Origin of the sequence: Streptomyces cyaneofuscatus (assembly GCF_042718795.1) — a bacterium.
Classification (GTDB): domain Bacteria; phylum Actinomycetota; class Actinomycetes; order Streptomycetales; family Streptomycetaceae; genus Streptomyces; species Streptomyces cyaneofuscatus_A.
Window position 1 is genome coordinate 91,378 of sequence record NZ_JBHXOX010000006.1, and the last position, 19,838, is coordinate 111,215.

At 72.4% G+C, this 19,838-nt stretch carries 13 protein-coding genes; 2 read left to right on the forward strand and 11 right to left on the reverse strand.

Annotated elements, in window-relative coordinates:
- Window positions 1-338 precede the first annotated feature (338 nt).
- A complete protein-coding gene (gene car, locus ACFWRT_RS08070; RefSeq protein WP_380950079.1) occupies window positions 339-3,767 on the forward strand; it encodes a carboxylic acid reductase in 3,429 nt (1,142 codons plus the stop codon).
- A 19-nt stretch (window positions 3,768-3,786) separates the two neighbouring features.
- Here the strand turns inward: car and ACFWRT_RS08075 are convergent, their stop codons facing one another.
- The 3 genes from ACFWRT_RS08075 to ACFWRT_RS08085 form a co-directional block, all read right to left on the reverse strand.
- The gene (locus ACFWRT_RS08075) at window positions 3,787-5,529 is read right to left on the reverse strand and encodes a HoxN/HupN/NixA family nickel/cobalt transporter (protein ID WP_380949933.1); all 1,743 of its coding nucleotides are present in this window, start codon (window positions 5,527-5,529) and stop codon (window positions 3,787-3,789) included.
- Entirely contained in the window at window positions 5,526-6,899 is a 1,374-nt protein-coding gene (locus ACFWRT_RS08080; RefSeq protein WP_380949934.1) for a tetratricopeptide repeat protein, read from the reverse strand. The genes ACFWRT_RS08075 and ACFWRT_RS08080 overlap by 4 nt, the downstream gene beginning before the upstream one ends.
- Window positions 6,900-6,998: 99 nt before the next feature.
- Window positions 6,999-8,600: a DUF4331 domain-containing protein gene (locus ACFWRT_RS08085; RefSeq protein WP_380949936.1), complete on the reverse strand. Its 1,602-nt coding sequence runs from the start codon at window positions 8,598-8,600 to the stop codon at window positions 6,999-7,001.
- Between the two features lie 551 nt (window positions 8,601-9,151).
- On the opposite strand from ACFWRT_RS08085, the gene ACFWRT_RS08090 reads away from it, so the two are divergent.
- Window positions 9,152-10,027 carry a DUF4394 domain-containing protein gene (locus ACFWRT_RS08090; protein WP_380949937.1) on the forward strand — a complete coding sequence of 292 codons (876 nt, stop codon included), beginning with the start codon at window positions 9,152-9,154 and terminating at the stop codon, window positions 10,025-10,027.
- A gap of 16 nt (window positions 10,028-10,043) precedes the next feature.
- Here ACFWRT_RS08090 and ACFWRT_RS08095 read toward each other — a convergent pair whose 3' ends face one another.
- The 8 genes from ACFWRT_RS08095 to ACFWRT_RS08130 all read right to left on the reverse strand — a co-directional run bounded on the left by ACFWRT_RS08095 (window position 10,044) and on the right by ACFWRT_RS08130 (window position 19,837).
- Window positions 10,044-10,733 (reverse strand): class F sortase, encoded by a 690-nt coding sequence (locus ACFWRT_RS08095; RefSeq protein ID WP_380949939.1) that lies wholly within the window; start codon window positions 10,731-10,733, stop codon window positions 10,044-10,046.
- A gap of 80 nt (window positions 10,734-10,813) precedes the next feature.
- A complete protein-coding gene (locus tag ACFWRT_RS08100) occupies window positions 10,814-11,638 on the reverse strand; it encodes a hypothetical protein (protein WP_380949940.1) in 825 nt (274 codons plus the stop codon).
- Between the two features lie 188 nt (window positions 11,639-11,826).
- Entirely contained in the window at window positions 11,827-13,731 is a 1,905-nt protein-coding gene (locus tag ACFWRT_RS08105; protein WP_380949941.1) for a helix-turn-helix domain-containing protein, read from the reverse strand.
- Between the two features lie 75 nt (window positions 13,732-13,806).
- Window positions 13,807-15,216, reverse strand: coding sequence for an MFS transporter (locus ACFWRT_RS08110; protein ID WP_380949942.1), 1,410 nt, complete (start codon window positions 15,214-15,216; stop codon window positions 13,807-13,809).
- 98 nt (window positions 15,217-15,314) lie between these two features.
- Window positions 15,315-16,112 (reverse strand): 3-hydroxybutyrate dehydrogenase, encoded by a 798-nt coding sequence (locus ACFWRT_RS08115; RefSeq protein WP_380949943.1) that lies wholly within the window; start codon window positions 16,110-16,112, stop codon window positions 15,315-15,317.
- 89 nt (window positions 16,113-16,201) lie between these two features.
- Window positions 16,202-17,632, reverse strand: a complete 1,431-nt coding sequence (locus ACFWRT_RS08120; RefSeq protein ID WP_380949944.1) for a 3-hydroxybutyrate oligomer hydrolase family protein — start codon at window positions 17,630-17,632, stop codon at window positions 16,202-16,204.
- A gap of 29 nt (window positions 17,633-17,661) precedes the next feature.
- On the reverse strand, window positions 17,662-18,981 hold the full coding sequence (locus ACFWRT_RS08125) for an extracellular catalytic domain type 1 short-chain-length polyhydroxyalkanoate depolymerase (RefSeq protein WP_380949945.1): 1,320 nt from the start codon (window positions 18,979-18,981) through the stop codon (window positions 17,662-17,664).
- Between the two features lie 187 nt (window positions 18,982-19,168).
- On the reverse strand, window positions 19,169-19,837 hold the full coding sequence (locus ACFWRT_RS08130; protein WP_380949946.1) for a CoA transferase subunit B: 669 nt from the start codon (window positions 19,835-19,837) through the stop codon (window positions 19,169-19,171).
- Between the last annotated feature and the right edge of the window lies 1 nt (window position 19,838).

A 19,838-nucleotide genomic window follows, 5' to 3' on the forward strand; every position in this document is an offset into this window, starting at 1 on the left:
TTTTCACACCGTCGGCCGACCGGGACCGCCTCTCTGACGGACACCACTCTTGGCCGGACGGCGTCCGGTGGACAACTCGGCGGAAGGTAATCCGTCAGGTGGCCCTCGGCGGGGGCCTCGCTGCCGCCGAGGGGCGGGGCGCGGCGGGCGGGGCGCGGCCGGCGGACCTGACGGACTCCGGCTCAGGGGCTCGAATGTTCGGTTCGGCCGGTCCTAGCATCACGGCGCGCCCTGGGTGACGGGAAGGGGACTGCGCCGGCCTCGCCCCGCGCAATCACTTTCCTGTTCGCCCGGCATCGAGCGTCCGACGTCAAGAGTCGGCGTAATCCAGTTATGCGATACGGAGATTCATCATGCGACTTGCGCGAGTGATGGCCGACATCATGGAGCAGTATGCCGAGCGCCCCGCTCTCGGGGAACGCGTGAAGACACTCGTCGAGGAAGCCGGCACGGGCCGCACCCGTATCGGTCTGGTGCCGCGGTACGAGATGACCACCTACGGCGAACTCTGGCAGCGGGTCCGCTCGGTGGCGAGTGCGTGGCACCACGGCGGCGATGACGCGGTGCGGGCCGGGGACCGGGTGGCGATTCTCGGTTTCGCCAGCGTCGACTACACGACGGTCGACCTGGCCTGTGCCCATCTCGGCGCGGTCAGCGTCCCCCTGCAGACCAGCTCCGCGGTGTCACAGCTGAACACCATCGTCGAGGAGACCGAGCCGGTCACCGTCGCGACCAGCATCGAGCGCCTGGACACCGCGGTCGAACTGGCCCTGGCGAACCCGTCGGTGCGGCGCCTGGTGCTGTTCGACTTCGAACCGGCGGTGGACGACCAGTCCGACCGGTTCGCCGCCGCCCGGGCCCGCCTGGCGGAGCACGGGCGTGAGCTGGGCATCGACGTGCTGGAGGACGTACGCGTACGAGGGGCCGCACTCCCCGAAGCGCCGCTGTTCGACGTCGAGGGTGACGAGGACCCGCTCGCCATGCTCATCTACACCTCGGGCAGCACGGGAACCCCCAAGGGGGCCATGTACACCGAGCGGCTGGCCCGGGCCATGTGGGGCGGCGCCTGGTCGCAACTGTTCTCGGACGAGCACGCGGCGAACCTCCATTACATGCCGATGAGCCACGTCGCCGGGCATTCCTCGCTGAAGAACACTCTGGCCCGTGGCGGCACCACGTACTTCACGGCGAACAGCGATCTGTCGTCCTTCCTGGAGGACATGGCACTGGCGCGGCCCACCGAGATGTCCCTGGTTCCCCGCGTGTGCGAAATGCTCTTCCAGAAATACCAGAGCGAACTCGACCGCCGGTCGGCCCGGAGCGGCGACGGAGATCAGGAACGGATCGAGGCCGAGGTCAGGAAGGACATCCGCGAGAACGTCCTCGGCGGCCGTGTGGGGTGGGCCAGTTGCGGATCGGCTCCGCTCTCCGCCGAACTGAAGGAATTCACCGAGTCCCTGCTGGGGATCGATGTGCACATCATCTACGGTTCCACGGAGGCCGCCGCGGTCTCGGTGGACGGAAAGCTCCTGAAGCCCCCGGTCCTCGACCACAAACTCATCGACGTACCGGAACTCGGTTATTACCGGACCGATTCACCGCATCCCCGGGGCGAACTCCTCCTCAAGACCGAGGCGATGGTGCCCGGCTATTACCGCAGGCCCGACCTCAACGCCGAGATCTTCGACGAGGAGGGCTATTACCGGACGGGCGACATCGTCGCGGAGATCGAGCCGGGCCGGCATGTCGTCGTGGACCGGCGCAAGAACGTGCTCAAGTTGTCCCAGGGCGAGTTCGTCGCCACCTCCCGCCTGGAGGCCGTCTTCGCCGTCAGCCCGCTGGTCCGGCAGATATTCGTGTACGGGAACAGCGAGCGGTCCTATCTGCTCGCGGTGGTCGTCCCGACCGCGGACGCCCTCGATCAGTGCGGCGACGACGAGACGACGCTCAAGAAGCTCCTCGGGGAGTCGTTCCAGGAGATCGCGAAGGAGGTCGGGCTGAACTCCTACGAGATACCGCGTGACGTCCTGATCGAGACCGAGCCGTTCGGCCAGGAGAACGGCCTGCTCTCCGACCACCGCAAGCTGCTGCGCCCCCAGCTCCTGGCGAAGTACCGCCCGGCCCTGGAGGAGACGTACTCCGCCATCGCCTCCCGGGAGAAGGAGGAGCTGCGCGAGGTGCGCCGCGGCGGCAAGGACCGGCCGGCTCTGGAGACGGTGCAGCGGGCGGCCCGGGCGCTGATGTCCACCGCGACCTCCGCGATCGGTCCCGGCACGCGCTTCCGGGAGATCGGCGGAGACTCCATGTCCGCGGTCACCTTCTCCGATCTCCTCGTGGACATCTTCGGCATCCGTGTCCCCGTGGACCTGATCATCAGCCGCGGTACCGACCTGGGGCGGATCGCCGCCCATGTCGAGGAGAAGCTCGCGGCGGGGCCCCGGCGGGTGAGCTTCGAGTCGGTCCACACCGCGGGCGGCTCCCGCGTCCACGCCAAGGACCTCACCCTCGACAAGTTCATCGACGAGGAGACGCTCGACCAGGCCCTGTCCCTGCCCCGGACCTTCGGGGATCCGCACACCGTGCTGCTCACAGGGGCCAGTGGCTATCTCGGCCGGTTCCTCTGCCTGGAGTGGCTGCGGCGACTCGCCCCGGTGGGCGGCAAGCTGATCTGCGTGGTGCGCGGGGCGGACGACGCCGCGGCCCTGGCCCGGCTCGTGGAGGCGTTCGGCGACGGGGACGGCGAGGCCGCCCGCACCTTCCAGGACCTGGCCCGCGACCACCTGGAGGTCCTGGCGGGCGATATGGCGGAGCCCCGGCTGGGGCTGGGCGAGGAGGTGTGGCAGCGGCTGTCCGGAGAGGTGGACCGGATCGTGCACGCCGGCGCCCTGGTGAACCACGTGCTGCCCTACAACCACCTGTTCGACGCCAACGTGGTGGGCACCGCCGAGCTCATCCGGCTGGGGCTCACGGACCGGCTGAAGCCGTTCACGTACATCTCCAGCGTGGCGGTCGCGGCGTCCCTGCCCGGCGGCCGGGCCCTCGACGAGGACCGCGACGTACGGGTCGCCCTCCCCGACCAGCCGGTCGACGACGGCTACGCCAGTGGCTACGCGACCAGCAAGTGGGCCGGTGAGGTGCTGCTGCGGGAGGCGCACGACCTACACGGCCTCCCGGTCACGACGTTCCGGTCGAACATGATCCTGGCGCACAGCGACTACCCGGGACAGCTGAACATCCCCGACATGTTCACGCGGCTGCTGCTCAGCCTCGTCGTCACGGGCATCGCCCCGCGCTCCTTCTACGAGCCCGACGGCACGGGCCGCCCCCCGCGCGCCCACTACGACGGCCTTCCGGTCGACTTCACCGCCGAGGCCGTGGTGACGCTGGGGGGCGAGGCACGGGCGGGGTACCGGACGTTCAGTCTGGTCAACCCGCACGACGACGGCATCTCGCTCGACACGTTCGTCGACTGGCTGAACGAGGCCGGCCACCGCATCGACCGCGTCGAGGACTACGACGACTGGCTCGCGCGGTTCGAGACGGCGCTGCGCGCGGCGCCCGAGGTGCAGCGGACCCACTCCATCCTTCCGCTGCTCGACGCGCACCGGACGCCGGAGGTCGTCGTGAACGGATCGGCCATTCCCTCCGCCCGCTTCCAGGCCGCCGCCGAGAGCGCGCGCCTGGGCCGGACAGGCGCCGTTCCGCAGCTCTCGCCCGCTTTCATCAAGAAGTACGCGGACGACCTGGCGTACCTGATCGCTCCGTGACCGAGGGGCCGGACCCGTCCTAGCCGTTCCCCGTCGCGGCCCGCAGGGTCAGGCCGAGGCCGACGGCGACGACGAGGAGCGAGGTGACGACCGGGCCGGTCCGCGCCAGCTTCCTGAGCAGGGGGTGGTGGCGGAGGGACCAGGCCCGGTCGTGGCGCTCGATCCGTTCGCGCAGGCGGACGAGGAGGAGGCCGGCGAGGGTGAGTGTGGCGGCCATGCCGAGTCCGTAGCCGATGACGAGAAGGACGCCGAAGGCCGTACGCCCCAGGGCGACGGCACCGAGGAGGACGACGAGGGCGGACGGGCTGGGGACGAGGCCGCCCGCGATGCCCATGCCGATGAGGCCGGTCCTGCTCGTACGCCGGGGCTTCTCGGGGGCCGTCGATGTGGCCGGCGGGTGGTGGGGGTGGTGATCGTGGGTGTGGCCGTGGGTGTGGCCGTGGGTGTGGTCGTGGTCCGGCGGGGCCAGCGTCGCGACCGTGGAGTTGCCCCGGAGCTCCCCGGCCGGCGGTCGGGCGGGAGCGGGGACCGGTGTGGCGGGGCCGTGGTGGTGCGGGGGGGTGTGGTCGTCGCCTCCGGCACCGTGGCCGTGGCCTCCGGCACCGTGGCCGTGGCCTCCGGCACCGTGGCTGTGGTCGTGGCTGTGGCTGTGGTCGTGGTGATGGTGCCCGTGGCCGTGGTGATGGTGGTGGTGTTGCGGTCTGCCCCGGAGCGCGCCCAGGAGGAGCCAGAGGCCGATGCCCGTGACGAGGAGGCCGCTTGCGGCGCCGAGCCACAACAGGACGGTCTCACCCGCCAGATGGGTGGAGACCGGGAGGGCCAGGCCGAGGACGAGGACGCCTGCGGTGTGGGTGAGGGTGACGGTGGCGCCGACGGTCAGGGCGTCCCGTCCGGTGCCTCGGCGGCCCGCCAGGTAGGCGGCCATGATGGTCTTGCCGTGGCCGGGCATCGCCGCGTGGGAGGCCCCGAGGACGAGCGCCAGGAGCAGGGCCAGCAGTCCCACGGGGAGGGTGATCTCGCGGGCTCCGACGAGTGCGTCGAAGGCCCCGGTGACCTTGGCGAGCACCCCGCCGACCAGGTCGGCGCCGGGGAGGTCCGCCGCCACCGCCGGAAGGGCCCCCGTACCCCGCCCGGGCTCGCTGCGCAGTTCTGCCGCGCGCTGGTCCAGCGGGGAGACGAGGGGGTCCTGCGGGTACTGGCGCAGCTCGCGGGTGACGGAGGTGGCCGGTACGTCGGTCCGGGTGACGCGGACGCCCCGGCCCGTGGCCGTCATCTCGTGCCAGCCGATGCGGATCGTGTCGTAGTCCGTCCGGGCGCGGATGTCGGCGGGTCCGGTGAGATCGGCCGGGGTCGTCAGTGCGCAGGTGAGGCGGCTGGTTTTGAGGCCCGCCTCCCCGTTCGCGTACACCAGGGTGGCCGAGGTCCGCTTCCAGTCCGCCCGCGTGCCGCCCACGCTCAGGTGGAGCCGGCCGCTCAGGTCGGAGCAGGCCTTCTCGGCGTGGGCGCGCGATTCGCTGTCGCTTACCCTGCCGTCGTGGTCGGTGTCGATGGCGGGGCGTTCCTGGAGGGCGGAGATCTCCGCACGGTCGACCACGACCCGGGCGTCGATCCGGTCGGGACGGAGGACGAGGCCCGTGTGGTGGTTGACGCTGAAGTTGCCCAGCGGGTGGGCCGTGGCGGCGGGGGCCGACGCCACGCTCGCGACGGCGGCGAGGGCGGTGGCGGCCAGGGCGGTGAGGGCTCGGCGCGGGGTGTGGTTCATGGTGTGGTGTCGATTCGCTGGAGCAGGTCACGGGCGGTCGTGGCGTGCAGGGGGTGGAAGCGCGGCTCACGCAGCGCCTCGGTCAGGTCGCGGCGGGCCGCCTCGTCATCGCCGAGGGCGTGGTGGATGGCGGCGCGGTGGTAGCGGAAGAGGGCGCTGCGGGTGCCCAGGGCCAGGGCTCTGTCCGCCTGGGCGAGGGCTTCGGTGTGCCGGCCCGCCCGGTGCAGGGCCCAGGCGTACGCATCGTGTACGGCGACGAAAGGGCGGGCGCGCAGGGTTCGTTCGGCCAGGGTGACGGCGCGTCGCGGGCTGCCGTGATCGGCCTCGAAGAGGATCGCGTCGGTGTCCGCCGGGTCCCCGGCGGCTTCCCGGATGCGGTCCTGGGCACGTAGGAGGGCGTAGCTCTCCTCGGCCCGTTCGCCGTTCCCCAGGGACTGTTCGAGTTCGCCCAGGCCCAGCAGGTGGTGCGGCAGGGGGGCGATGGCGACGGCCGCCCGGTAGTCGGCGACGGCCTTGGTGGTGTCGCCCCGGGCCAGGTGGGCGCGGGCGCGGGTCTCCAGGAGGGCCGGATCGTCGGGGGCGGCGGTGAGCCCGGTCCGCGTCTCGGCCAGGGCTGCCCGGGGGTCGGCGTCCTGGAGGTCCAGGGAGGCCAGGACGGTGTGGGCGAACGCCCTCTCGGCCGGGGTGGCCGATGCCGCGAGGGAGCGCCGCATCAGGGCGCGGGCCCGGTCGGTGTCCCCCTTGAGCTCGAAGGCGTACGAGGCGCGGGCGAGGGAGGCGGCGTCCGGGCGCAGGTCCACCATCTTCTGGACGGCCTCGTCGGCTTCGTCGTAGCGGCCCAACTGGGTGTAGGCGTCGGCGAGTACACCGTGGGCGGAGGAGTTGTAGGGGCCGCCGGCGACGGCCTTGCGGGCCCAGCGCAGCGCGGTGGGGAAGTCGTGGCGGGCGGCGGCCAGGGCCCCCATGGCGGTCTCCGCGTCCGTGTTGTCCTCCCCCTGTACGGAGAGGGAGGTCCGCAGCGCCTTTTCGGCCCGGTCGTAGGTGGCCGGGTCGGCGGTGGTGCGCGCCTGCTGGACGTAGGCCATTCCCAGGGCGGCCCAGCCGCCCGGGTCCTTCGGCAGCCGGGCCACCCGGGCCTGGAGTGCTTCGACCGTCCCACCGGGCGCACCCGCCGGCCGGCCGTGGCTCGCCGGGCGGGGAGCGGTGGTCCCGTCGGGGGTCAGCAGGACCGCGCCGGCGGCGAACATCGCCGCGCCCAGGCCCAGGGTGACCGCGATGCTCCGCAGCCGCCGGCCGCCTCGGGAGGGGGCGGGCGGTGGCGTGGACGTGGGTGCGGCGGGTGTGGCGGGTGCGGTGTCGTCCGGGTGCACGAAAGGTCCTCCCCATGGTTCGGTGGCGCCCGGGCCGAGGTGGTGTTCCCCCGGCCCGGACACCTTCATGGCCTCGATCCGTGTTCTGCTACGGCCGGTTCAGCTGTCCTTGCCGCGGCGGCGGAGGCGGAAGCCGCCGACGCCGAGAAGCAGCGCACCGGCCCCGGCGAGCGCCGCCGCGTGGGTGGGCCGCAGGGCGGGGCTCGCCCCGGTGTTCTCCGCCGAGGACTGCTCGGCGTCGCGCCCGGCCGCTCCCGGGCCCCGGTTCACGTTCTTGGTGTGCGGCAGCGCGACGTACGGGAACGAGGCGCCGAACGGGACCTCGTTGGTGTCGACCTTGTCGCCGTCCGCGAGCGCGGGGACGAGGACACCGGTCTGCGCGGCGCCCTCGACGGCCTGGAGCGAGATGTCGATGACGTCGTCGGCGAGACGGCGCCCGTTCGGGAAGCCGGCCAGGTCGCCCGCGAGGACGCCGAGGCGCTGGGGCCTGGCGGTGGGCGGGATGGCCATGTTCAGGCGCAGCTCCTCCGCCGGGACGATCCGCTTGAGCGGGGCGTCCTTGTTGAGGCGGTGGGCGTTCAGGTCGGCCTTGATGGGACCGCAGACCTTGCAGATGCCCGTCAGGTAGATCTCCGCGAGGTCGTTGCGAGGCGTCTTGGGGGCCGGGACGCCGTAGACCTGCTGGATGAGCTTGGGCAGGATCGGGTCGTACACCTTGTCGACGACGGGCTGGACGGTGCGGTCCTGGCTGGGGTTGAGGGTGTTGAAGGCGTCCTTGAACTTCAGCGGTACGACGACCTCGTTGACCAGCGGGTTCCCGAGGCGGGAGACCTGCTTCCACTGCTTCGTGGCGCCCTTGTCCCGGGAGTCGTTGACGGTGACGCCCGCACGCTCGGTGGTCGACCACACGCCGATGACGGGGTTGCGGGAGGTGTTGCCCCTCAGGGCGAGCTGCTTCTTGGGGATCTGGATGGCGATGGTGTTGACGTTGTAGCCGGCCAGGGTGTCCTGTCCCCGCTCGCTCAGGTCGCCGCCGTACAGGAGGTCGAAGACGCGGAGGTCAGCGAAGAACGGGTCCTCGGCCTGTCCCGCGTACGTCCTGCCGCCGCCCGGCAGACCGAAGGTGGCCTGCTTGCGCAGCGCCGCGTAGTCGGGCATCGACGCCTGGCCGGTGCGGGACGGGGCGGCCGGCACCCCCGACAGGAGGGTCCGGCTCTTTCCTCCGGTGGTGACGACGAGGTCGTAGACCTGGCGGAAGTTCAGGTCCGGGTCGTTCAGCGAGGTGACCTGGCCGGTGTTGTAGAGGAACTGGTTCGCGTCGTCGCGGTAACTACCGCGGAAACGCCAGCTGTAGGTGACGTCGGCGACGCCGTCACCGGTGTTGTCGACCTTGATGTTGTAGCGCAGGTCGTCACCGAAGGCGTAGAAGTTCGGGCCGCCGTTGGGTTCCTCCATCGGAATCCAGTTCGCCACCATCGTGACGGTGTCGGCCTTGTCGGGACTGGTGAACGCGTACACGTCCGTGTTGTCCGCCCGCGGGTCCCCTGCGATGAGGGGAGCCTCACGGTGGCTGGAGGCGGCGCTGAGGCCCGGGGCGAGGGTCATCGCTCCGATTCCCGCGACCAGAGTGGTGGTGCCGAGAACGAGCAGGGACCGGTCCAGGACGCGTCGTGAACGGGGCCTGGCCTGGGAAACCTTCACAGAATTGCTCCTGTCCGCCGACCCCTGCTCCGGCATGCGCGAGCGCACGCCGGAGCAGGGGTCGGCTGATGGTGATGGCGTTCGGCACCGCGGCGAGACATCTCGCTCTGACCGGGCCGGGCCGAAAGGAGAGGATCAGCGGGCGGGCGGAGACCCGGTCCCGCTGTCACGCAAGAACTGCGCAGCCGTAGACAAGCACGCCGACATACCATCCCGTGCACATCCCGGCCGGATTCCCGGGCCGGACACCACGGTCCTCGGCGGAGAAAAAGGCCGGTGGGACCGGTGAATCGGCGAATTGGGCATCCCAGGAAAATCCCTGACGACACATCTGCCGACCATTGGGCCGAATGGGGCAGAACCCTCTTATTGCATGCTGTTCGCAATAAGGACGGCGGGGAAATCACCGAAACGCGACCCGCTCATCGCACGCCCGTGGCTCCGTTCGGGTGCCTCTCGGCATACGACCCATCCGCGCGGGTCCGGGCTCCGAACCAGCAGGGAAACCGCTCGGCATCCCGTGCCGGACACCGGACTTCCCCTGGAGCATCATGCGTACTCGTAGAACCGTCGTCGCTGTCTCCGTCGCCGTGGTCGCGGCCCTCTCCGTGCCCGCCCTGGCGTCCGCCGACGGCCACGGCGGACCCCGCGCGGACCACCGGAGCCACAAGGCGCTCACCGCCATCGGGCTCACCGCCGACCAGCGGCTGGTCGCGTTCGCCGTCGACCGGCCCGCCGGGGTCAAGGCGATCGGGAGGGTGTCCGGGCTGCGCGGGGACACCAAGGTCGTGGGCATCGACTTCCGCGTCCAGAACGGGAAGCTCTACGGTGTCGGCGACAAGGGCGGCGTCTACACGCTCGGCACCACCAACGCCAAGGCCGTGAAGGTCTCCCAGCTCACCGTCGCCCTCTCCGGCAGGCAGTTCGGCGTCGACTTCAACCCCGCCGCGAACCGGCTGCGCGTCATCAGCAACACCGGGCAGAACCTGCGGCACAACCTCGACGACAACGCCGCTCCCCTCGGCACCACCGCCGACGGCACGCTCACCAACCCCACCATGCCCCCCTCCACCGCCATGGGCGTGACCGGAGCGGCGTACACCAACAACGACCTCAACGCGGCGACCGCGACGACGCTGTTCGACATCGACACCCTCGCCGACCGCGTCTCCCTGCAGTCGCCCGCCAACGCCGGCACCCTCGCCCCGACCGGGAACCTCGGCGTGGACGCGGGCCCGGACGCCGGCTTCGACATCTACTTCTCGCCCAAGTACGGCACCAACCAGGGATTCGCCGCCCTGAACACCGCCGGCGCCGCCCGTCTGTACGCGGTCGACGTGCTCACCGGGGCCGCCCGTGATCTCGGCGCGTTCCCGCGGCGCCAGCAGGTGACCGACCTCGCCCTTCCGCTCGACCAGCAGCGCTGAGCAGCCGGCCACCGGGTCATACGCCCCGGTGGCCGGTCAGGCTGGCGTAGACGACGACGTTGTCCGCGTAGCGGCTGTCCTTCTCGGAGTAGGCGCCGCCGCAGGTGATCAGGCGGAGTCCGGCGTGGTCGAGGTTGCGGTAGACCTCGACCGTGGGGAAGTCGTCCTTGGGGTACGTGGCGGTCCGGTCGACGGTGAACTCCGCCGTCGTGCCGTCCTCGCGGCTGACGTCGATGCGGTCACCGGGTTCGAGTTCGGTGAGCTCGAAGAAGACGGCCGGTACTCCGTCCCAGGTGACATGTCCGGCGATCACCGAGGGGCCGATCGCGCCGGGGGTGGTCCCGGGTCGGTACCACCCGGCCTTCGCCGGGTCCTTCGGCGTCTCCATCGCGCGGTTCTTCCCCAGACCGAGCTGTTCGAGGTCCGAGGTGACCTTGAGGGACGGGATCGTGATGCTGACGGGCCGGGAGGGCGGCAACGGGGTCACCCGCGGCTCGGCGGAGGGTTCCGGTGAGCGCGGGGCGGCGGACGCGCCGGCAGGAGGGGCGCTCCTGCCGGCCGAGGGAGGCGGGGCGGGCTGCTGCCGGATGGTTCCCAGTGCCAGCAGCAGCCCGCCCGTCAGGAGCAGCGCGGCGATGGCCGCGAGAGGGACCCGACGCCGCCAGGACGGCCTGCGGGGCGGCTCCTCGTCGGGTGCCCTGTCCATCGCTTCACCTTTCCCTTTCCCTGTTCCCTGTCGCCTGTGCTCGGCCGTGACGGGTCGTCGATCAGGTGCGGAGCCGGTGGTCAGCCGTCGTGACGGGCGTCCGCGGTCCGCGTCCGGCGGCGTACGGCGAACAGTCCGCCGGCCGCGAGGACGGCCGCGCCGCCGGCGGCGAGCATGCCCGGGGACTCCACGCCCTCGGTGGTCCCGCCGCCGGTCTCGACACCGCCCACCGGCATGGAGCCGACGGCCGCGCCCTTGACCATGCCGCAGTTGGCGGGGGCGGTGGCCTCCTGGGGCAGCTTCGGGTCGAGTTCGCTCTTGCCGGCGCCGAAGTCGTACTTCCCGTCGCTGTTCCGGTCGATGCCGTGCTGCACGATGTGCAGGTCCTTGAGGTGGTCCGCCACGTCCTGGGAGACGGTGATCGTGCGGGAGTAGGTCAGCTTGCCGTCCTTGTCCGCGACGGGCATCCGGTCCACCGCGAGGCCGCTGTCCTTGGAGGTGTCGCCCTTGGTGGTCAGGGAGATGTTGATGTCTCCGTACTGCGGCAGGCCCTCGGCGGTGGTGACGATGCCGTCGCCGTCCTTGTCCGCGCTCTTGTCCGGGCAGCGGAAGTCGTGGCCGTCGGTGGAGCCGTGGATGTGCTGGGCGTGCGGCTGGCCGGGGACCAGCCCCTGCGCGTCGATCTTCACGGTCAGCTTGTCGCCTTCCAGGCTGACCAGGGCGGCGCCGCTGGCACCGGAGTCGTTCAGCTGCTCCAGGTCGATCTGGTACGTGTCGCCGTCGACCGCCTTGGTGGTCCCGGCGGGGTGCCCCTCATGAGCCAGGGCGGGCGCGGCCACCCCGAGGGTGAGCGCGGCGGGCAGGACGAGCAGGGCGGCGAGGCGGGTGGTACGGCTGGCTATCACGAAGACACATCCCCTTCCGGAAGTTCCGGCGCGGGGCCGGAACTTCGTTCGGTCGCTGATGTGGTCTATTCGGAGCCGACCACGGGATTGATTGGTCGGGTCACGACAAAATTCTCCGGGAGGGTGGCTTACTCAGGGCGGGTTGCTCCGGGAGGGTTCACCTCGCGGACGCGGCCCCGTCTTCTCCCTCACCGCCCCCGCGTCAACCGGTGGAGGCGCAGCGCCAGTTGGATCTCCAGCGCGCGCGGTGGCTCGTTCCAGTCCGGGCCCAGGAGGCGGCCGATGCGTTCCAGGCGCTGCACCACCGTGTTCACGTGGACGTGGAGCAGGGTCTTGGTGCGGGTGAGGCTCGCTCCCTGGGCGAAGTACGCGTCCAGGGTGGTGACCAGGTCCGTTCCGCGCGCCGTGTCGTAGTCGAGTACGGGGCCGAGCGTCCTGGTGACGTACCCGCCGAGATCCGCCTGGTCGCCCAGGAGTACGCCGATGAACCCCAGGTCCGCCGTGGCCCCGCCGCTCCCCGTGTGGCCGAGCGTGCGCAGGGCGGAGAGGCAGCGGTCCGCCTCGCTGTGGGCGTCGGGCAGTTCGGCCGGTCCGGTGGCGGGGCCAGCCGCGCCGACGGTGACCGGGCAGCCGGCCGCCTGGCCCAGTTCGGCGGCGAGCGCCTGGGCGTCGGGGCCCGGGGTGTCGGAGGGGGCGACCAGGACGACGTGGTCGTGGTGGAGGCCGGCCAGGCCGTTGCGGGTCTGGGCGCTCCGCGCGGCGGCGGCCAGCAGGCGGTGGCGGGGGGCCGCGTCGCTGTGGGCCACGAACACGCTGTGCAGGCGGCCCAGGTCGACGCCGAGGCGGCGGGCCCTGGCCGTCAGGGTGCCCGGGTCGCCGGTGCGGGAGAGCAGGTCGCCGAGCAGCTCACCCCGTACCCGGTCCTCCGTCTCGGCGACCGAGCGGCGCAGCAGCATCAGGAGCGCGGTGACCACGCTGGCCCGCTCGAAGAGGAGGCGGTCGGCGTCCGCGAGGCCCGCCCGGCCGGTCAGCGCGATGGAGCCGAGGAGTTCGGGCCCGGCGAGGACCGCGCAGACCCAGGTGCCGTTGAGCGGGACGGCCCGGCCCCGGGCCCGGGAGGCGGCGACCGCCGGGGTCGGCGGGGGGTGCGGTCCGGTGCGGGCGCGGGCGAGTTCGGCGCCGTCCGCGTCATGGATGAGGATGCCGCCGTCCAGGATGTCGGCGAGGGCGGCGGCCACGTCGTCGGCTCCGCCGCCGCGCAGGACGAGGTCGGTGAGCTGGTCGTGGGCCTCCTCGGCCCGCCGCATCGCCTCGCTGTGCGTCCGGATGGTCTCCGAGGCGGCGTTGAGGTCGACGAGCGCGGCCCGGGTCTCCTCCAGCAGCCGGGCCCCGTCGATGGCGATCGCCGCGTGGTCGGCCAGTGAGGAGAGCAGCGCCACCTCCCCGGCGGTGAACTCGCGGGGGGCGCGGTCGGCGGCGTACAGGACGCCGATGATGCGGCTGCCCAGGCGCAGCGGTACGCCGAGGATGGCGCGCAGCCCCTCGTCCAGGACGGCGCTGTCGATGGTGGTGGTGTGGTGGAAGCGGGGATCGGCCGCGTAGTCGCCGGTGGCGTACGGGCGGGCCGTCTGCGCGACGAGTCCGCCGAGCCCCTCGCCCATGCCGAGCCTGACCCGCTGGAACGCCTCGGCCACCGAGCCGTCGGTGACCCGCATATAGGTGTCGCCCGCCGCGTCGTCGTTGAGCGAGAGGTAGGTGACGTCGGTGCCGAGCAGCAGTTTGGCCCGGTGGACGATGGCCCGCAGGACGGCGTCCAGGTCGCGCAGGGCCGCGAGGTCGCTGGCCGTGTCGAAGAGGGCGGTGAGCTGGGCCTCGCGGACCCGGTGCTGGCTGAGGGTGCGCCGGATGCGCAGCGCCACGGTGGTGGCCTCCGCGATCCCGGCCAGTTCGGCGGCGGGGGCGCCCGCCTCCCGTGCGCCGGCGGCGGGCCGGTCGAACTCCTCGGCCGCCGCGCCCTGGGCCAGCAGGTCGAGGAGGTGGCGCAGGGCCGCTGCGGCGTGCTGGGGGGCGGGGGGTGTCACGCCGGTGAGCATACGGTGATCGCCTTCCGGTGGGACGGCCGCTCCCGCGCGCTCCGGGGAGCCGGGCGCGCGGGAGCGGGGTCGAGGTCAGCGGCCGAGCGGGACCGAGTTTTTGACGGTGGCGGCCGGCGCGGCCGGGACCGACTCCGCCAGGCCGTCCTTGGCCAGGTCGCGGCCCCGGGTCTCCTTCGCGATCCACACCGTCACCGCCGTGACCAGCGCGGCGAAGCAGAGGTAGAGCGAGATCGGGACGGACGAGCGGTAGTCCTTGAGCAGCTCGACCGCGATCAGCGGAGCGAGCGCGCCGCCGATGATCGAGGCGAGCTGGGAGCCCATGGAAGCGCCGGAGTAACGGACCTTCGTGTCGAACATCTCCGAGATGAAGGCCGCCTGCGGCCCGTACATCGCCCCGTGCAGCAGCAGGCCGACGGTGACCGAGAGGACGATCACCGGGAACGACTTGGTGTCGAGGAGAGCGAAGAAGCCGAAGGCCCAGACCGCCATGCCGAGTGCGCCGATCAGCGTGACCGGGCGGCGGCCCAGCCGGTCGGAGAGGGCGCCCCACAGCGGGATGGTGACGAAGTGGACCGCCGAGCCGATCAGTACGGCGTTCAGCGCGTCGCTCTTGGACATCTCCAGGTGCACGGTCACGTAGACCAGCAGGAACGCGGTGAGGATGTAGTACGAGATGTTCTCGCCGAACCGGGTGCCGATGGCGAGGAGCACCTCGCGCCAGCTCTTGCGGAACACCTCGACGACCGGGGGCTGTTCCTTGACGCCCGCCGCGGCCTGCTCCTGTGCCTTCTGCTGCGCCTCCAGGAAGACCGGCGACTCCTCGACGGAGATCCGGATCCACAGGCCGAGCATCACGAGGACGCCGGAGAGCAGGAACGGGATGCGCCAGCCCCAGGCGAGGAAGGCCTCGTCGGACTGGACGGCGGCGAGCAGCGCCAGGACACCGGTGGCGAGCAGGTTGCCGCCGGGGGCCCCTGCCTGCGGCCAGGAGGCCCAGAAGCCGCGCCGCTGGTCGCCGCCGTGCTCGGAGACGAGCAGGACGGCGCCGCCCCACTCGCCGCCGAGTGCGAAGCCCTGGACCAGGCGCAGGACGGTGAGCAGGATCGGGGCCCAGACGCCGATGCTGGCGTGGGTGGGCAGCAGGCCCATGGCGAAGGTGGCGCCGCCCATCATGAGCAGGCTGATCACCAGGAGCTTCTTGCGGCCGATCTTGTCGCCGTAGTGGCCGAAGACGACGCCGCCGAGCGGCCGGGCGGCGAAGCCGACCGCGTACGTGAGGAAGGCCAGGAGCGTGCCGACGAGCGGGTCGCTGCTGGGGAAGAACAGCGTGTTGAAGACGAGCGCGGCGGCCGAGCCGTAGAGGAAGAAGTCGTACCACTCGATGGTGGTGCCGACGAGGCTGGCCGCGACGATCCGGCCGATGCGGCTGGTGCCGGGCGGGGCCGCCGGGGCGGAGGGCTGGGCGGGGGTTGGGGAACCCATGGTGAGTCACCGTGTTTCGTTGGCAGGTGGGGCAGGGACGGGGGTGCGGGTGGAGCGGGGTGGTGCGTCCGGCTTCGGGTGGCTGCCGGGTGTGGGGTTCAGCGGGCGCCCCAGCCTCCGTCGACGGGGAGCGAGGCGCCGGTGATGTACGAGGTGTGCGGGCCGCAGAGCCAGACGCAGACGGCGGCGACCTCCTCGGGCTCGATCAGCCGCTTGATCGCGGACCGGTCCAGCAGGACGTCGGCGACGACCTCGTCCCGGGGGATGCCGTGCGCGGCGGCCTGGGCGGCGATCTGGCCCTCGACCAGGGGGGTCCGTACGTACCCGGGGTTGACGCAGTTGCTCGTCACCCCGTGCGGGGCGCCCTCCAGGGCGGCCACCTTGCTCAGCCCCTCCAGGCCGTGCTTGGCGGCGACGTACGCGGACTTGAAGGGGCTGGCCCGCAGGCCGTGCATGCTGGACACGTTGACCAGCCGGCCCCACCCCCCGGCGTACATGTGCGGGAGACAGTGCCGCATCAGGTGGAACGGGGCGGTCAGCATCACCTTCTGGATCAGCTCGAACCGCTCGGCCGGGAAGTCCTCGATGGGCGCCACGTGCTGGAGCCCGGCGTTGTTGACCAGGATGTCCACGGCCCTCGGCAGCGCCCCGACCGCCTCCGCGTCGGCGAGGTCCACGACATGGGCCACCCCGCCGGTCGCGGCGGCGACGGCCTTGGCGGCGTCGGCGTCGCGGTCGGCGACGTGCACCAGGGCCCCGGCCGCGGCGAGCGCCTCGGCGGTGGCCCGTCCGATGCCGCTGCCGCCGCCGGTGACCAGGGCGGTGCGCCCGCTGAGGTCCACGGCTCCGGGGCCCTGCGCGGGAGGGCCGGACGCTGCGGGAAATTGGCTCGTCATGGCCGGAAACGCTAGAGACACCCGGCCGGACATCCCATGGGGCGGATCGCCACAGTGGTGGCGGCCGGTATGGCGGCCGCCACCACTGTCTAGCCGCGCAGGGGGCAGTACGTGAGCAGCTTCCCGGCGTCCGCCCCGGCCGGCAGCTTCAGCGTGCGGCTCGACGGGGGCCGTACGCCGTGGTCCAGCCAGCGCTCCAGGGCGGTGGCCGCCGAGCGATGGCACGGCACCAGGGGGCGCACCCGGCCCGGGAAGGCGTCGGCGAGCGAGTCCACGTGCGTGCCCGCCTCGACGCGGTAGTACCGGTGGAGGTGGCCCCGGCCCTCCCGCTCCACCAACCGCGCGTAGACGTCCGAGCTGCGGGAGATCGGCAGAAGGACGTCGTAGGTGCCGTGGAAGCTGATCAGCGGTTTGCCGATCCGGCCGGTCAGGGCGATCTTCGCGACGGCCTGGTGGACCTCCTCCGGCCGCTCGGCGTAGACGTAATCGGCGTCGCAGGCCGGGGTTCCCGGTGCGCAGAACGGTGTCCCGGCCTCCGTCGCCCCGTCGAACCCCGGGTCCAGCTCCTCCCGGTAGATCCGCTGGGTGAGGTCCCAGTAGTACTGGTGGTGGAAGGGCCAGAGGAACTCCGAACCGGCCGGGAAACCGGCGTCCGTCATCGCCCGGTGGGCCTGCTCGGCGCCCGCGCCGCCGGCCGCGTACGAGGGGTAATGGCGCAGGGCGAGCGGGAGGAAGGTGAGGAGGTTCGGGCCCTCGGTGCGCCAGAGGGTGCCTTCCCAGTCCACCCCGCCGTTGTACAGCTCGGGGTGGTTCTCCAACTGCCAGCGCACCAGGTAGCCGCCGTTGGACATGCCCATCGCCAGGGTGCGGGTGGGCGGGCGGTGGTAGCGGCGGGCGACGACCTGGCGGGCGGCCCGGGTGAGTTGGGTGACCCGGTGGTTGCCCTCGGCCAGGGCGTCGCCGGGGGCCTCGCCGTCGCGGTGGAAGGCGGCGCCGGTCGCGCCCTTGTCGGTGGCGGCGAAGGCGTAGCCCTGCGAGACCGCCCAGTCCCCGAAGGCCCGGTCGTTGGCGTACTGCTCGCGCACGCCCGGCGCGCCGGAGACGACCAGGCCGCCGTTCCAGCGGTCGGGGAGGCGGATGACGAACTGGGCGTCGTGGTTCCAGCCGTGGTTGGTGTTGGTGGTGGAGGTGTCGGGGAAGTAGCCGTCGATCTGGATGCCGGGGACGCCGGTGGGGGTCGCCAGTCCGGCCGGGGTGAGGCCCGCCCAGTCGGCGGGGTCGGTGTGGCCCGAGGCGACGGTTCCGGCGGTGGTCAACTCGGTGAGGCAGGCGGCTCGCTGGTGAGCTGCTCCGGGGACCTTGAGCGTGTCGGTACGGGAGCAGAGGGCAGGTCGGGCGGTGTCCGGGGGCAGGGGGGCGGCGGTGGCCGGGGCGGCGGTCCAGGCGGTCAGGGCGGCTGCGGCGAGGGCGGCGGGGCGGAGCCATCGGCGGTGATGGTGTCTCCGGGGGGCGCGCGGCATCGGGAGAATCTCCTTCAGGTCAGGTCAGGTCAGGGGCAGGAGCCGGTGGCGATCGTGTAGTGGCCCGCCGGGGATTCCTTGAGGGTGCGGGTCACGAAGGTGTTGTAGAGGCCGAGGTTCTGGCCGGAGCCCTTCGCGTAGGCGTAGCCGCCGGTGGTGGTGGCGCGGCCCGCGCGGACGTGCTCGTAATTGCTGGCGGTCCAGCAGGCGGCGGGCTCGGTGGGCGGGTCCACGGGAGGCTCGGTGGGCGGGTCGACCGGCGGCTCGGTGGGCGGCTCGGTCGTCGTCCCGTCCAGGCCGAAGAATGCGGTGATCCAGTAGCTGGAGCAGATCGACGCGATGAAGTGCTGGGTGCCGGTGGCGCCGCACTGCTGCGGGCCGGTGCCCGGGGCGACCGGGGTGCCGTGGCCGATGCCGGGCACCTTGTTCACCTCGACGGCGGTCCGCCCGCCGGCCGTGACGTACTCGCTCCTGCGGGTGTTGTTCGGGCCGAGCGTGGAGGTGCGGGAGGGGGTCTGGCCGAGGCCGTGGACCGCCGTCCACTGGTCCCGGAGCTCGTCGGCGTTCCGGGGGGCGACGGTCGCGTCGTTGTCCCCGTGCCAGATCGCGACCCTCGGCCAGGGTCCGGCGAACCCGGGGTGCGCGTCGCGTACGGCCTGCGCCCAGGCGGCCGGGGTGCGGTCGGCGCCGGGGCTCATGCAGCTGAACGCCGAGACCACGTCGACCCCGCAGCCGTACGGGATACCGGCGACCACCGCGCCCGCGGCGAACACCTCCGGGTAGGCGGCGAGCATCACCGAGGTCATCGCCCCGCCCGCCGAGAGGCCGGTGACGTGGGCCTTGGCCGGGTCGGTGCCGTACGCGGCGGTGGCGTGGGCGACCATCTGCCGGATCGAGGCGGCCTCGCCCTGGCCCCGCCGGGTGTCGCCCGGCTGGAACCAGTTGAAGCACTTGTTGGCGTTGTTGGCGGTGGTGGTCTCGGCGTAGACGACCAGGAAGCCGTGCCGGTCGGCGAAGGTGTTGAGGCCGGAGTTGTCGGCGTAGAGCTGGGCGCTCTGGGTGCAGCCGTGCAGGGCGACGACGACCGGGGCGTCGGCGGGGAGCGCGGCGGGGCGGTGGACGTACATGGTGAGGGCGCCGGGGTTGGCGCCGAAGTTCGCGACCCGTTCGAGCGCGGCGGCGGCCCTCGGGGCGGCGGTCGGCGCGGCGGCGCGGGCCTCCGTAGCGGGGCTGAGCAGCGCGGCTCCGGTGGCGAGTGTGACCGCGGCGGCGAGCGCGGCGAAGAAGCGGCTCCGGCGGCCGCCGCCTCTCCGTGGTGGTGCCGGGTGCGATGGCATGACGTACGGCAACGTGACCTCCCGTGGCGCGGCGGCACGGGATCGCCCGTGATCCCGTGGCCCCGGAGGCGCTGTCCCGCAGAGCCCCCGAGGTCCGTCACCGTAGGAAGCGGGCGGTGGGCCGGGTAATGGCGGTGCGCGCCACAACCCGGCCCGGAACCAGGCGCCGCCACCCGTTGCGGCGGCGCGCTTCCCCCTGCTACACGCGTACGCCCCGCTGCTCCACGCCCGCGTCCAGCCGTACGGTCAACTCCGCGCCCGTGGCGGCCCGGACCTCGTCCACCGTGACCCCGTCCGCCACCTCCCGCAGCACGAACCCCTCGGCGGCGATGTCCAGCACCGCGAGATCCGTGATGACCTGGTGCACCACGCCCCGGCCGGTCAGCGGCAGCGTGCACTCCCCCAGCAGCTTCGGCGAACCGTCCCGCGCGGTGTGCTCCATCACCACGATGACGTGCCCGGCCCCGTGGACGAGGTCCATGGCCCCGCCCATCCCCTTGACCACCTTGCCCGGGATCACCCAGTTCGCCAGGTCCCCGGAGGCGGAGACCTGCATGGCCCCCAGGACCGCCACGTCGATGTGGCCTCCCCTGATCATCGCGAAGGAGAGCGCGGAGTCGACGCAGGAGCCGCCGGGCCGCAACGTCACGGTCTCCTTGCCCGCGTTGATCAGATCGGGCTCGACCTCGGACTCCTCCGGGTAGGGGCCGACGCCCAGCAGGCCGTTCTCCGACTGGATCACCACCTCCACGCCCTCGGGCAGGTAGTTCGGGATCAGGGTCGGCAGGCCGATGCCCAGGTTGACGTAACTGCCGTCGGCCAGCTCCCGGGCGGCGCGGGCCGCCATCTGCTCACGGGTCCGTGCCATC

What these genes read in the sequence shown, in the direction of transcription:
- ACFWRT_RS08075 (WP_380949933.1), bottom strand. Translation starts at nt 5,529, where the DNA reads ATGAACCACACCCCGCGCCGAGCCCTCACCGCCCTGGCCGCCACCGCC.
- ACFWRT_RS08090 (WP_380949937.1), top strand. Translation starts at nt 9,152, where the DNA reads ATGCGTACTCGTAGAACCGTCGTCGCTGTCTCCGTCGCCGTGGTCGCG.
- ACFWRT_RS08095 (WP_380949939.1), bottom strand. Translation starts at nt 10,733, where the DNA reads ATGGACAGGGCACCCGACGAGGAGCCGCCCCGCAGGCCGTCCTGGCGG.
- ACFWRT_RS08105 (WP_380949941.1), bottom strand. Translation starts at nt 13,731, where the DNA reads ATGCTCACCGGCGTGACACCCCCCGCCCCCCAGCACGCCGCAGCGGCC.
- ACFWRT_RS08110 (WP_380949942.1), bottom strand. Translation starts at nt 15,216, where the DNA reads ATGGGTTCCCCAACCCCCGCCCAGCCCTCCGCCCCGGCGGCCCCGCCC.
- ACFWRT_RS08115 (WP_380949943.1), bottom strand. Translation starts at nt 16,112, where the DNA reads ATGACGAGCCAATTTCCCGCAGCGTCCGGCCCTCCCGCGCAGGGCCCC.
- ACFWRT_RS08120 (WP_380949944.1), bottom strand. Translation starts at nt 17,632, where the DNA reads ATGCCGCGCGCCCCCCGGAGACACCATCACCGCCGATGGCTCCGCCCC.
- ACFWRT_RS08130 (WP_380949946.1), bottom strand. Translation starts at nt 19,837, where the DNA reads ATGGCACGGACCCGTGAGCAGATGGCGGCCCGCGCCGCCCGGGAGCTG.